The sequence below is a fragment of the Bacillus sp. FSL R5-0576 genome (assembly GCF_038004765.1).
Lineage (GTDB): Bacteria > Bacillota > Bacilli > Bacillales > Bacillaceae > Bacillus > Bacillus subtilis.
On record NZ_JBBORU010000001.1, the window covers coordinates 1287248 to 1300268 of the forward strand.

The 13021-nt window shown below is 43.0% G+C and carries 13 protein-coding genes and 2 riboswitches; of the genes, 8 read left to right on the forward strand and 5 right to left on the reverse strand.

Annotated features, from left to right (window positions below):
* Window positions 1-101 precede the first annotated feature (101 nt).
* On the reverse strand, window positions 102-803 hold the full coding sequence (gene htpK / locus NX903_RS06700) for a transcriptional regulator HtpK (RefSeq protein WP_003245220.1): 702 nt from the start codon (window positions 801-803) through the stop codon (window positions 102-104).
* A gap of 170 nt (window positions 804-973) precedes the next feature.
* Between htpK and htpX the strand changes: the two genes are divergently transcribed.
* The 4 genes from htpX (at window position 974) to NX903_RS06720 (ending at window position 3887) form a co-directional block, all read left to right on the forward strand.
* Window positions 974-1870: a protease HtpX gene (gene htpX, locus NX903_RS06705; RefSeq protein ID WP_086343764.1), complete on the forward strand. Its 897-nt coding sequence runs from the start codon at window positions 974-976 to the stop codon at window positions 1868-1870.
* Window positions 1871-2043: 173 nt separating this feature from the next.
* Complete coding sequence (gene ktrD, locus NX903_RS06710; RefSeq protein WP_086343765.1) at window positions 2044-3393, forward strand: Ktr system potassium transporter KtrD; 1350 nt, start codon at window positions 2044-2046, stop codon at window positions 3391-3393.
* Between the two features lie 153 nt (window positions 3394-3546).
* The gene (locus NX903_RS06715; RefSeq protein WP_003232510.1) at window positions 3547-3702 is read left to right on the forward strand and encodes a hypothetical protein; all 156 of its coding nucleotides are present in this window, start codon (window positions 3547-3549) and stop codon (window positions 3700-3702) included.
* A 2-nt stretch (window positions 3703-3704) separates the two neighbouring features.
* Complete coding sequence (locus tag NX903_RS06720) at window positions 3705-3887, forward strand: hypothetical protein (protein WP_015252223.1); 183 nt, start codon at window positions 3705-3707, stop codon at window positions 3885-3887.
* A 40-nt stretch (window positions 3888-3927) separates the two neighbouring features.
* Here NX903_RS06720 and NX903_RS06725 read toward each other — a convergent pair whose 3' ends face one another.
* On the reverse strand, window positions 3928-4950 hold the full coding sequence (locus tag NX903_RS06725) for an acyltransferase family protein (protein ID WP_086343766.1): 1023 nt from the start codon (window positions 4948-4950) through the stop codon (window positions 3928-3930).
* A gap of 252 nt (window positions 4951-5202) precedes the next feature.
* Here NX903_RS06725 and kinE point away from each other — a divergent pair, with 252 nt between their 5' ends.
* The 3 genes from kinE (at window position 5203) to NX903_RS06740 (ending at window position 8129) form a co-directional block, all read left to right on the forward strand.
* Window positions 5203-7419 (forward strand): sporulation two-component system sensor histidine kinase KinE, encoded by a 2217-nt coding sequence (gene kinE / locus NX903_RS06730; RefSeq protein WP_086343767.1) that lies wholly within the window; start codon window positions 5203-5205, stop codon window positions 7417-7419.
* On the forward strand, window positions 7416-7913 hold the full coding sequence (gene ogt, locus NX903_RS06735; RefSeq protein ID WP_086343768.1) for a methylated-DNA--protein-cysteine methyltransferase: 498 nt from the start codon (window positions 7416-7418) through the stop codon (window positions 7911-7913). Before kinE ends, ogt begins: the two co-directional genes overlap by 4 nt.
* Before the next feature lie 90 nt (window positions 7914-8003).
* The gene (locus NX903_RS06740; protein WP_003232500.1) at window positions 8004-8129 is read left to right on the forward strand and encodes a hypothetical protein; all 126 of its coding nucleotides are present in this window, start codon (window positions 8004-8006) and stop codon (window positions 8127-8129) included.
* A gap of 33 nt (window positions 8130-8162) precedes the next feature.
* Here NX903_RS06740 and mtnA read toward each other — a convergent pair whose 3' ends face one another.
* From mtnA to NX903_RS06755, 3 genes are all read right to left on the reverse strand, one after another.
* Window positions 8163-9224, reverse strand: coding sequence for an S-methyl-5-thioribose-1-phosphate isomerase (mtnA, locus tag NX903_RS06745; protein WP_021479417.1), 1062 nt, complete (start codon window positions 9222-9224; stop codon window positions 8163-8165).
* 7 nt (window positions 9225-9231) lie between these two features.
* Window positions 9232-10425, reverse strand: coding sequence for an S-methyl-5-thioribose kinase (gene mtnK, locus NX903_RS06750; protein WP_134981880.1), 1194 nt, complete (start codon window positions 10423-10425; stop codon window positions 9232-9234).
* Between the two features lie 92 nt (window positions 10426-10517).
* A riboswitch (SAM riboswitch) is annotated at window positions 10518-10674 on the reverse strand.
* A gap of 83 nt (window positions 10675-10757) precedes the next feature.
* Window positions 10758-11537 carry a carbon-nitrogen family hydrolase gene (locus tag NX903_RS06755; RefSeq protein WP_015715783.1) on the reverse strand — a complete coding sequence of 260 codons (780 nt, stop codon included), beginning with the start codon at window positions 11535-11537 and terminating at the stop codon, window positions 10758-10760.
* Window positions 11538-11631: 94 nt separating this feature from the next.
* On the opposite strand from NX903_RS06755, the gene mtnE reads away from it, so the two are divergent.
* Entirely contained in the window at window positions 11632-12828 is a 1197-nt protein-coding gene (gene mtnE, locus NX903_RS06760; protein ID WP_086343769.1) for a methionine-glutamine aminotransferase, read from the forward strand.
* 38 nt (window positions 12829-12866) lie between these two features.
* Window positions 12867-12967, forward strand: a riboswitch (SAM riboswitch).
* The last annotated feature ends 54 nt before the right edge of the window (window positions 12968-13021 follow it).

A 13021-nucleotide genomic window follows, 5' to 3' on the forward strand; every position in this document is an offset into this window, starting at 1 on the left:
TTCTTAACGCGTATTTAGTTTGAAATATACGGGGTTTATTTATGCTGGCAATTGTTGTGGAGAAAAATAAAACCCCGGCCTCTGAGCCGGGGTGGCGCAGACTATAGAATGTCTGCTGTCATTTTATGTGCGGTTGCCTGAATATGGAATGTCAAAATGGAGAGGACTGTAATGGCGATAATCTGTCTGATTTTAAGCCATTGGCTGTCATTCAGTTCTTCAAAACGGTGACGGAGACGCTCTGTCTCCTGTTCGGCGATCTCCTGCAGATTTGATTCTTTCATGGAAGGAGTATCTTGGTGATGGATGGCATCAAGCACATATGCGCAGCTTTCATAATAAGCAATCGGGCTGATGACATCATCAGATCTGTCTGAGATTGTGTTAAAGGCCACTTTTAAAATAGCCCGTATGTGTTCAAAGTCATAAATGGATTTTAAATCACGTACAATTAAAAGAATAACTGCCTGTTCAATTGAGTATTTTTTGCCCAGCTCAGGGTGTCCGATCAGATCTTTGATATCACGCTTTACCCAGTTTTGAATCGCGGTTGACTTTAACGAAGTCAGCTCGCATAAGTTGCCAAGCTCTACGATTTCATTTGTAGACAGACCGTATTCTTTTTTCTGTTTTTTTCGTTCGTATCTTGTAAGAAATTCAGGAATTTCTAGATGATTGGCTGCTTTTTCTGCTGACATGTTCGCTGATTGGACGAGAATGTCGAGCGGGCTATGTTCTCCTTGTCCTTTTAGGGAATAGAGCAGCCGCACCATATCGGTTCGAGAGAGTTTAAAAATGTTCATTGTTCACCTCTTTAAACAATTTGACGCGGATATAGGTCTATGTATAAGTTCAAAATTCAAGCGTCAGCAAATTACATTAACATCATACGTCGAATTCCTTGCATTTTCAAATGGATGTTTTATAATTTAAATATACGAGTTCTTTTGAACTTAAAATAACGGAGGTTGTTATGGCGAAAAGAATTTTTCTGTTTATTCTAACGAATATTTTGGTGCTTACAACAATCGGGATCGTTTTGTCTGTTTTAAGCTCTGTTACAGGAGTCGGGACGTACTTTACAGCTGATGGCGGTATCGATCCAATGGCGCTTCTTGTGTTCAGTTTAGTCGTTGGATTTGTCGGTTCCTTTACGTCTTTTGCGATGTCCAGATGGATGGCAAAGACGATGATGGGCGTCAGAGTGCTGAATCCGAAAAAACACTCGCTCAGCTATGAGGAACAGCAATTGGTTGATCGTGTTCACAGATTAAGCCGCTCTGCCGGTTTAACGAAAATGCCGGAAGTCGGGATTTACCGTTCACCTGAAGTAAACGCGTTTGCGACTGGACCGTCAAAACGCCGTTCACTTGTCGCAGTATCGTCAGGGCTGCTGGATCAGATGGATGACGCAGCGGTTGAAGGTGTGCTTGCCCACGAGGTCGCGCATATCACAAATGGTGATATGGTAACAATGACGCTTTTACAAGGTATCGTGAATACCTTTGTCGTCTTTTTATCGCGTATCGCCGCTTGGATAGCAAGCCGTTTTGTCAAAGAAGATCTAGCGCCGATCGTTCATTTTATTGCAATGATTATTTTTCAGATTGTCTTTTCGATACTTGGCAGCCTGGTTGTGTTTGCGTATTCACGCCATCGTGAATTCCATGCTGACAGAGGAGGAGCGGATCTTGCCGGCAAGGACAAGATGATTCATGCGCTACGGACGCTTAAAAGCTATTCTTCCCGGATTATGGAAGACGATCAGACAGCTGTCCAAACGTTAAAGATTAATGGCAAGAAGCGCTCTTCACTTTTCTCTACTCACCCTGATTTAGATGAGCGAATCAGACGGCTGGAAGCTAAATAATACAAACACATTGTTCCTCTGAGAGAATTCTCAGAGGTTTTTTATTTTATCCATTGACTAAAATCATAAAAAAATAAGCAAGTTAAGAAAATGTTTCGTAAAAGCCTTTAAAAATGGACCTAATATCTTTAGAATAATTACCGTACTTAAAAAGAGAGGCAGAAGGATTTTACATGAGATTAAAGTTTGGAAAATTGATACAGGCCTTGTCACCGGCCCAGCTGATCGCATTATATTATTTTCTTGCTGTTACTGTGGCCGTTATATTGCTGAGTTTGCCGGCGGCCCATAAACCGGGGGCGGATTGGGCGTTTATTGATGCGCTTTTTACAGCTGTCAGTTCAGTCAGTGTAACGGGGCTGACGGTTGTTGATACAGCTGATACATTCAGCACAATAGGGATTTTTATATTAGCATTTGTTCTGCAATTTGGCGGAATCGGAATTATGACGCTCGGAACGTTCATTTGGCTGATCATGGGAAAACGAATCGGGCTGAAAGAACGGAAACTGATTATGGTTGATCAAAACCAATCCCAGTTTTCAGGAATTGTCAATCTGATGAAGCAAGTACTGTTTCTGATCTTGTGGATTGAATTTTTTGGCGGGCTGATACTCGGCACATATTTCTTAACCTACTATGACTCCTATCAGGAAGCTTATTTACACGGATTTTTTGCCAGTATCAGTGCAACGACAAACGGCGGATTTGATATTACCGGTAATTCGATGATTCCATTTCGCCACGATTATTTTGTGCAGTTTATTACAATGCTTTTAATTATATTTGGAGCGATTGGATTTCCCGTGCTTGTTGAAGTAAAGGATTTCCTGTTTTCAAAGCATCGGCGTTATCCATTTACGCTTTTTACAAAGATCACGACGATTACATTCGGCTCACTTGTCTTGTTTGGAGCCATTGGCATCTTTGCCCTGGAAGCAAACCATGCGTTCGCAGGAAAATCATGGCATGATATTTTGTTTTTGTCCCTGTTTCAATCAACGGCAACCCGAAGCGGGGGACTGGCAACAATCGATATCAGCCAATTATCAGATTCCACACTCTTTTTTATTTGTGCGCTGATGTTTATCGGAGCATCGCCAAGCTCAGTTGGGGGAGGCATACGGACAACGACTTTTGCTTTGAACCTTCTTGCGCTGTTTCATTTTGCCCGCGGCAATAAGGCCGTAAAGGTATTCAAACGGGAGCTTCACCCTGCTGACTTGATGAAGTCGCTTGTTGTCACGATGATGGCGATCCTGCTCGTTTTTGGCGCGACCCTCATTCTGACCATTACAGAAAAGCATTCCCTGCTGGAGCTTTTGTTTGAAGTGTGCTCGGCATTCGGTACAACCGGCCTGTCGCTTGGAATTACGGCAGATTTGAGCAGTGTTGGAAAATGTGTCATTATGATTGTCATGTTTATCGGGCGAATCGGCATCCTGACCTTCCTGTATCTGATCGGAAGAAAGGAAATTGAAGCGAATTATCACTATCCAAAGGAAAGAGTGATTATCGGATAGGCAAAACACCGCATATTTTGCGGTGTTTTTTGATTGCCAAAAAAAAGATGTGTGCCTCCTGTTCAGTTGGAGAACCTAACTTCGACAGGTGCAATTAACGCTCCTGCATCTTGAAGTGAGTAAAATGTCTGAAAACTGGCGAGGAGGATTCGTATGAAGCGTAAAGCTGAAGTGAATGAAGCCATTAAAAATAACAATACACCTACCGAGAGCATGGACCCCAATTCATATAAGACACAATATCATGACGACCCCAATTTTAGAGGGGCAAACCGCAATTCCAAACAGGGCCAGCAGGGAGGCATGTAATTGTGAAGAAAAACCGTCATAGCAGAGACATGCAAAATCATAAAAAGCCTATGAATAAAAAGGTGCTGGAGGAAGAATTCTCAAGTGAACTTGGGGATTACAATGCCGGAAAGATCATCGAAACGCTGGAAGTCACTAAGCCTGAAAAGAAAAAAGAAAAAAACAAAAATAAAAAACAACAATAAAAAAGACCTCTTAGGCGGCGTCCGCTTAAGAGGTGCTTTTCTATTTTAAATAAGCATTTTTGCCCGTTCCTCTGACAAATTGCAATAAGCTGGTCATCCTCAGCTCAATGAAGGGCTGAGCGACTGTCTTAACAAAGTTGCTGGAGAGGACTGATGTAAGGGCTGCTGTTAAAAGCAAGAGGATCACTAAGCTTTGATAGTCAGTAAGCCAATCCTCAAGCCCGACCTGCCGTAATGTTTTAATAATAAACCCGTGAAGCAGATACACGTAAAATGTCCGGGTTCCCCATCTGGTAAAGAAATACCGTTTTTGCGGAACAAGCGCTAAAAAGCTGAAGGTTGCCCCAAAGGCGAGTACATACCAGCCGATTCGGGATAGTCCGCTTACAAGGGTAACGTCTCCAAATGAAGAATACGGTTTTGAACCAAACAGAAAAGAATAGTCAAAATCGATGCCCCAGCAGATGACGAATACTGCGGAAAGCACTCCGAGCGCAATTTGTTTGCCGCGTTTTGATCTCAATAGATCAAAATGATGTTTATTTAAATAAAAACCGACAAGGAACATCGGTAAGAATACGAATGTCCGTGACAAGCTCAGCGTGCTGCTGACAAAGTCCAGATAACCGATCAGCACGGCGATTCCGCAGCTGACAAACAGCGCCCACTGCTTTGAAAGCTTTGAAAAAGGATATAGGAGCAGGTTCCAAAAGAATAAGCTTACAAGAAACCATAACGACCATTGCGGATCAATCGGGTTCACATTTGCCATGCTTTCATCTTGCATAATGTAATAAAAGACGGAATAAATGATTTGGAAAATCAAATACGGAATAATCAGCTTGACCGCCAGCTTTTTTACATATCCCGCCCGTTTAAAGCCTTTCGCGAAATAACCGGATACAAGAATAAATGCAGGCATATGGAATGTGTAAATGAACTTGTAGAGGTAGAGCATAAAATGATTATCATTAATAAAGGAACGAAGGATATGACCGAATACAACAAGGAATATCAATAAAAATTTTGCGTTATCGAAATAACTGTCCCGCGATTTACTCATAGCATCACCTTCTCTTTCATCAGTCACTAAGAGATTATTCCCTGCTGGTACATATTTTAAAATAAAAGATGAAAAAGGAATCTAAAAAAATGCTGATTGTTAGGTCGATGTAAAGTGACGGTAAGGATCGTAGAAAATGTCTTCGTAATGTAATGGCGCTGAAATTTTCTGAAATTTATAGGGCAAATGAAGGAAGTTCCCGCATTTTGTAGAAATATTGAGGGATAGGTTTTGAAGAAGGAGTGTACATGCATGGAAACTCTTGGTGTCCAGACAAACTCGGAGCTGCGAGAGGAACTGAATCGCCTCAAAGAAGAAAACGCGCGACTGAAAAAGGAATTGAATCAGCATCAAGTGATTGTCAACAATACGCTCGATGCTATTTTTATTTGTGATAACGAAATGCGGATTGTTCAGGCAAATGAAGCAACAGAAAGGATGCTTCAAGTTGACTCGGAAGATTTGAAAAAGCGTTCTGTTTTGGATTTTTTGTTTTCAATCCCAAAGGATGAACTGAATCTTTCCGTAAAGAAGTTTTTTAAAAAAGGCTTTCTGTGGAAGGAGGTTCCGGTCAGGCTTGATTGCGGGGCAACAAAATACATAGAGTTTCTGGCCAAAAGAGGCATTGGTGAGGATTTCTTTTTTGTTGTCATGAGGGACATATCTTCTAAGAAGATTCTGGAGCGGGAATTCTCTATGAATGAACAGCTTTTTAAGGACTTGTTTGACAGAGCAGTTGACGGAATCGTCCTGTTTGATAAAGATGGCGGTTTTATTGATGCCAATTTGTCCTTTTGTAAAAGCTTTGAAATCAATCATAATGAGCTGTCTCATTTATCGTTGTATGAGTTCATAGACAGCGGCTCACGAAAAGATTTCGACAATATCTGGAAGGCGCTCAACCGCAAGGGAAAAGCGAAGGGGGAGCTGCCTGTCAAGCTTCGTTCAGGAGTTCAAAAACTATTTGAATTCACGATTACATCAAACATCATCAGCGGTTTTTATATGTCCATTATGAGGGATATCACAGAGAAGCGGTCTATGGAGCTGCAGCTCTTTAAAAGTGAGGAGCGCTTCAGAGAAATCTTTGAAAATGCAATGGACGCCATCATCATCTGGTCGAATGACGGAAGAATCGTAAAAGCGAATCAATCAGCCTGTAAAATTTTTGAGCTGCCGATGAATTTGCTGTTGAAAAGAAAGCTGTGTGATTTTCTCGTTGACTCGCAGCAGAAATACAGCATAACGAAAAGGAAATACGCAAAATACGGAGAGATCAGAGAAGAGCTGCTGTTTCAAATGGGGAACGGGCAATTCAAAGAGCTTGAATTTACTTCAAAACGGACAATCCTTGAAAATCAGCATTTGACGATCTTAAGAAATGTAAGCGACAGAAAGCGGATGGAAAAGGAGCTTCGGGAAAGCGAGCTGAAATTCAGAAAAGTGTTCAACGGCTCAATGGACGGCAATGTATTGTTCGACAATCAATACAGGATCATCGACGCCAACCCATTAGCAAGCCATATTTTGGGACTGTCACATGAAGAGATCAAACAGCACAGCCTGTTAGATATTATTTCTGCTTATGAAATAGAAAATCTGGCATCACCAGCAAGGCAGATTAATTTTGATGAAATGGACAACGAAATTCCATTTTTGCTGAGCAGCGGTGATAACAGAAAACTCGAATTCTCATTTAAACGGAATATTATTCAAAATATGAACTTGGCTATCTTTAAAGACGTAACAGAGCGAAAAGAATTGGAGGAACGCCTGCGCAAATCAGATACCCTTCATGTTGTCGGCGAACTTGCAGCCGGCATTGCTCATGAAATCAGAAATCCGATGACTGCTCTTAAAGGCTTCATTCAGCTTCTGAAAGGGAGTGTCGAGGGAGACTACGCCCTTTACTTCAACGTGATCACCTCAGAACTAAAGCGCATCGAATCCATCATCACCGAATTCTTGATTTTAGCTAAGCCCCAGGCCATTATGTATGAGGAAAAACATGTTACCCAAATTATGAGGGACACGATAGACCTTCTAAATGCGCAAGCCAATCTCAGCAATGTACAAATGCAACTTGATTTAATTGACGACATTCCCCCGATTTACTGTGAACCGAATCAGCTGAAACAGGTTTTTATCAATATATTAAAAAACGCCATCGAAGTGATGCCTGACGGCGGAAATATTTTTGTAACGATAAAGGCATTGGATCAAGATCATGTTCTTATCTCCTTAAAAGACGAGGGAATCGGAATGACAGAAGATAAATTAAAGCGACTTGGTGAACCGTTTTATACGACAAAGGAACGGGGAACTGGACTCGGGCTTATGGTAAGCTATAAAATTATTGAAGAACATCAAGGCGAGATTATGGTAGAAAGTGAAGAAGGGAAGGGCACCGTTTTCCATATTACGCTTCCTGTCAGACAGAATGCTGAAGAAAGAAGGAATGATGAATGAACTACTATACGACAGCCGAAACGCCGCTCGGTGAACTTATCATTGCCGAAGAGGAGGACCGGATCACTCGTCTATTTCTCAGTCAGGAAGATTGGGTGGATTGGAAAGAAACGGTTCAGAATACTGAGCACAAGGAAACACCTAATCTTGCAGAAGCGAAACAACAGCTTCAAGAATATTTCGTAGGCGAAAGGAAGACATTCTCCCTGCCGCTCAGCCAAAAGGGCACTCCTTTTCAGCAAAAAGTGTGGCAGGCGCTGGAGAGGATTCCATATGGCGAATCCCGAAGCTATGCGGATATTGCCGCTGCGGTCGGCAGTCCGAAAGCGGTGCGCGCTGTCGGACAGGCTAATAAACGTAACGACCTGCCGATTTTTGTCCCGTGCCACAGAGTGATCGGCAAAAACCGTGCGTTAACAGGATACGCCGGAAGCAAAACGGAGATCAAAGCATTTTTGCTAAACATCGAGCGAATCTCCTATAAAGAAAAATAAAACATATGGCACGTTCCCTTTTTTTCACGGCCGACATATCATTTTATTAAGTTAAAAAAGTTGGTCTGATGAAAAAGGAGGACAAAGCAATTGAAGCCGAGCCGCTCTGAGAAACTTGCCGTTTTTGCCGAACTGTTTGTGAAACTGCATATCTTATCAAGCGCTCAAAAAGATGAAATCATCAATGTTAACAAAAAGAAACAAAAAAACCGCTGACTCGGCTCCAAATGAGCAAAGTCCGGCGGTTTTTTAATGCACCTTTTCTCCTCTAAACAGCTGTTCAATCTCTTCTTCATAGTTTCCGGTCATAATCCCTTTTTCTGTGATGATTCCTGAAATGAGATCATGAGGTGTAATGTCGAAAGCGGGATTAAAGACAGGCACATTGGATGGAGCGGTCCGAACTCCGGAAATCTGCCTGACTTCCTCGGGATCCCGTTCCTCTATCGGGATATCAGCGCCGCATTTGACCTTTGTATCAAATGTAGATAAAGGTGCGGCGACAAAAAACGGAATATCAAAGGCGTTTGCTAAAATAGCAAGACCGTATGTGCCGATTTTATTTGCCGTATCACCGTTCTTTGCAATTCGGTCGGCTCCGACGATAACAGCGGAAATTTGTTTTTCCTTCATCGTATGGGCGGCCATGCTGTCTGTGATCAGAGTGACATCAATGCCCCCCTGCATCAGCTCCCAAGCAGTAAGGCGTGAACCTTGCAGGACAGGCCTTGTTTCACAGGCATAAATGTGCAATCCCAAATCTTTTTGTTTGGCCAAGTAAAACGGAGCTAGCGCCGTTCCATAGCGGCTTGTCGCGATTGAGCCGGCATTGCAGATTGTCATGATCCTGTCGCCTTTTTTGAAAAGCTGCAGGGCGTTTTGGCCGATCAACCGGCACGTTTCCTCATCCTCGACCTGAATCTGAATGGCTTCATGGACAAGGTTTGTTTTTGCTTCATTTACGGAAATCGCGTTTTCGACCGAATGACTCAGTCTCTCAAGCGCCCATGACAAATTAATGGCGGTAGGCCGTGAACTGTTTAAATATTGTTTGATGTCTTCCAGTCTGCGGCGGAATTCCGTGACATTATCTGTTTCAATGTTTTTGGCAGCAAGCGCCAGTCCGAAGGCAGCCGTAATGCCGATCGCCGGAGCGCCCCTTACTTTGAGCGTGACAATCGCATCAAATACATCCTCTTTCGTCGTCAGCTCCAAATATTCCGTCTCATCAGGAAGCTTTTGCTGATTTAAAATGGTAATAGCTGTTTCTTTCCATTCAACAGAACGTGGAACAGCAAATGAATGGGTCATGAATGGATCATTCCTTTACAAGTAACTTAAATAATTCAATAACATCTGTTATCGTTTTGAATTCCGAACGTTTTTCGATAAAGGCTGTGCCGGTTTCGAGCGCCAGGCGTTTTCTGCCGATTCGTTTATCAAACGGCACGATCGTATCCAGGTCAGCTACATGGGCAAGGCCGATCGTGCGTCGTATCAGCTCACAGCCCGCAAATCCGATTGCTTCTTCAAAAATATGGCTGAGCGTATCAGTGAGGTAACCGTCGATGTTGGCGTAAACATCCAGACTGTCATTCTGCCAGGCTTCACTAAACGTCTCTTCAAACGTTTCCCAGACCTGGTTGACATGTTCATATAACGGCTCTCTGTCAGCCCCGTCACGGCTGAGTGCGTTCAAAAATAAGTTGGCGATAAATTGCCCTACATCAAAGCCGATCGGTCCGTAAAAAGCAAACTCAGGATCAATCACCTTTGTTTCGTGCTCACTTGCGAAAATGCTTCCTGTATGCAAATCACCATGAATCAACGTTTCTGCAGACGTTAAAAATGACTTTTTCAGCTTAGCGGCTTCGATTTTAACGCTGTCATTATTCCAAAGCTTTTCGACAAAAGGACGAAGCTCTTCTTCAAAATCATTTGTGTCATGGTCGAAGAAAGGATCTGTAAAAACAAGTCTTTCCGTAATGTCGCATAGCTCTGGATTTGTAAACTGTTTAACAAGCTGTTTTTTCACCTTAGGTTCAAGCGCGTAATCTGATGAGTAGAAAAGTGTTTTTCCTAAAAATTCACCGATGTGCTGCGACAGATGAGGATAGTTTTCACCCTCAATGAGTCCTTTTCTTGCGATCTTGAGGTGAGAGAGATCCTCCATGACGGTAACCGCCATTTCCGTATCAGAATAAAAAACTCTTGGAACCAGGTGAGGCACATGCTCGCCCTGACGGATGAGAGCGCTGCTTTCGATTCTTGCACGGTCGATTGTCAGCGGCCAGCTTTCTCCCACCACTTTTGCATACGGAACCGCCTGTTTAATGATCAATGCTCTGTCATGTTCTTGATCATAAATATGAAAAACGTAATTTAAGTTGCCGTCTCCGATCTCCTGGCATGTCAGCGTGCTTTTGCTTGGAAATAGGCCAAGCTTCACCGCCAACGCCACAGCGGAGCTTTCATTTAATGTTTCGTATAAAGGTGTTTTTGTGACTCCCATCATCATAACCTCCAATTATGTAATCACTTAATATGTGGCCGTAAAAAAGCCTCCTTCTCAGAGAGAAGGAGGCTTAACATCTATGTCCGCCTCTCTTATCTCTCAGATCAGATCTGAATGGAATTAGCACCGTGCCTTAAGAGACCAGCGTCTCGGCGCGAAAAAGATGCGCCCCATTTCACAATGGAATTACGGTCGGTTGCTGTTGGGGTCAAAAGGCCAAATCCCTCGCCCAACTCTCGATAAGAGAATATATTCACTTGTTTGACAATTCTAATTTATCAGTTGATGAACATGGTAACAGGTAATTTAGTTAGTTGTCAATATATTTTTTAATATAAATCTTTTCTGATATCATCGAAAACAGGAATGCTCTCCCGAACTTCTGCGCTTTCTTGAAGGTCGATTTCCGCTCGGACTATGCCTTCTTCCCGGCTGCCTTCAGCAAGTACACGCCCCCATGGATCAATAATTAGGCTATGTCCTGCAAATTCATTATCCGGATTTGAACCGGTACAATTGCAGGCTGCGACAAAGCATTGGTTTTCAATGGCCCGCGCAATAAGCAGGCTTTTCCAATGATCAAGGCGGGGAAGAGGCCATTCCGCAGAAATAAACAGCACGTTGGCGCCTTTTGTCGTATGTTTTCTGATCCATTCCGGAAAACGGATATCGTAACAGATCAATCCTGAGCTTTTGACGCCGTCAAGCTCAAAGTATCCGTCTTCGGAACCGGCTGATAAATACAGATGCTCATCCATCAGCTGAAAAAGATGGGCTTTTCTGTACTCTTTAATGATTTGCCCTTCCTTATCCGCGATGTACATTGTATTATAAACATCAGAATTCTTCCTGACAGCGACCGATCCGGCGACAATATGAACACCATGTTTTTTTGCCGTTTTCTTCAGCCAGCTCTGAGCGGAGCGGCCGTCTTCATCAGCGAGTTCATCAAGATTGGCCAGGTCATATCCGGTCGTCCATAATTCAGGCAGAACAAGAACATCAGCATGTTTGCTTTCTTTTTCGATGAAAAATTCAGCCTTTTTTATATTTTCCGAAGGTTTTCCGTATGAAATATCAAATTGAAGACAAGATATCGTCCATTTCATCTTTTTAACACCCCAAATTTTTCTTTACTTTTTTCATTTAACCATATATGATGATGGACTATCATTTCAAGATTTTTTTAGAAGGTGAGAATAGATGAAATTTGAACAGTCTCATGTATTGAAGGAATTGCCTAAACAATTCTTCGCTTCTCTGGTGCAGAAAGTGAACCGAAAGCTCGCAGAAGGACATGACGTTATCAATCTAGGACAGGGAAATCCAGATCAGCCGACTCCTGAACATATTGTCGAGGAGATGAAACGAGCTGTTGCTGATCCTGAGAATCATAAATATTCGTCTTTTCGCGGCTCATACCGTCTGAAGTCAGCGGCTGCTGCATTTTACAAAAGAGAGTACGGCATTGATCTGGATCCGGAAACCGAAGTCGCTGTATTATTCGGCGGAAAAGCCGGTCTTGTCGAGCTCCCGCAATGCTTGTTGAATCCCGGTGATACGATCTTAGTTCCCGATCCGGGTTATCCAGATTACTGGTCGGGTGTCACACTTGCAAAAGCAAAGATGGAAATGATGCCGCTCGTAAAGGACAGGGCGTTTCTCCCTGATTACAGCAGCATAACCGCTGAAGTAAGGGAACAGGCGAAATTGATGTATTTGAATTATCCGAATAATCCGACCGGAGCTGTTGCTACTTCCGAGTTCTTTGAAGATACCGTGCGTTTTGCGGCTGAAAACGGAATCTGCGTCGTTCATGATTTTGCTTACGGTGCTGTAGGATTTGACGGCTGCAAGCCTTTAAGCTTTTTGCAGACTGAAGGTGCGAAGGATATCGGCATTGAAATTTACACGCTGTCAAAAACGTATAATATGGCAGGATGGCGGGTTGGCTTTGCCGTCGGAAACGCTTCGGTCATTGAAGCGATCAATCTTTATCAAGACCATATGTTTGTCAGTCTTTTCAGAGCGACTCAGGAGGCTGCAGCAGAGGCACTGTTAGCCGATCAGACGTGTGTGGTAGAGCAAAATGCCAGGTATGAGAGCAGGAGAAACGCTTGGATCACGGCATGCCGGGAAATCGGCTGGGATGTAACAGCTCCCGCAGGTTCTTTTTTTGCATGGCTGCCTGTGCCTGAAGGCTATACTTCTGAGCAGTTCTCAGATCTTTTGCTGGAAAAAGCGAATGTGGCAGTTGCGGCTGGAAACGGCTTCGGTAAATATGGCGAGGGCTACGTCAGAGTCGGACTTTTAACAAGTGAAGAAAGACTTAAGGAAGCCGCTTATCGAATTGGCAAACTGAACCTGTTTACCCAAAAAAGCATTGACAAGACCCTATAACGATGGGATAATTCAAAATAATTTATAAAATCTATATTTTCTTATCAAGAGCAGGCAGAGGGACGAGCCCGATGAAGCCCGGCAACCGACTTATGAAGCACGGTGCTAATTCTTGCAGCTAGCGGCTGAGAGATAAGATTCGGACGAGAAACGAAACCTCTTTAGACGCGATTGCAGTTTGAAGAGGTTTTTT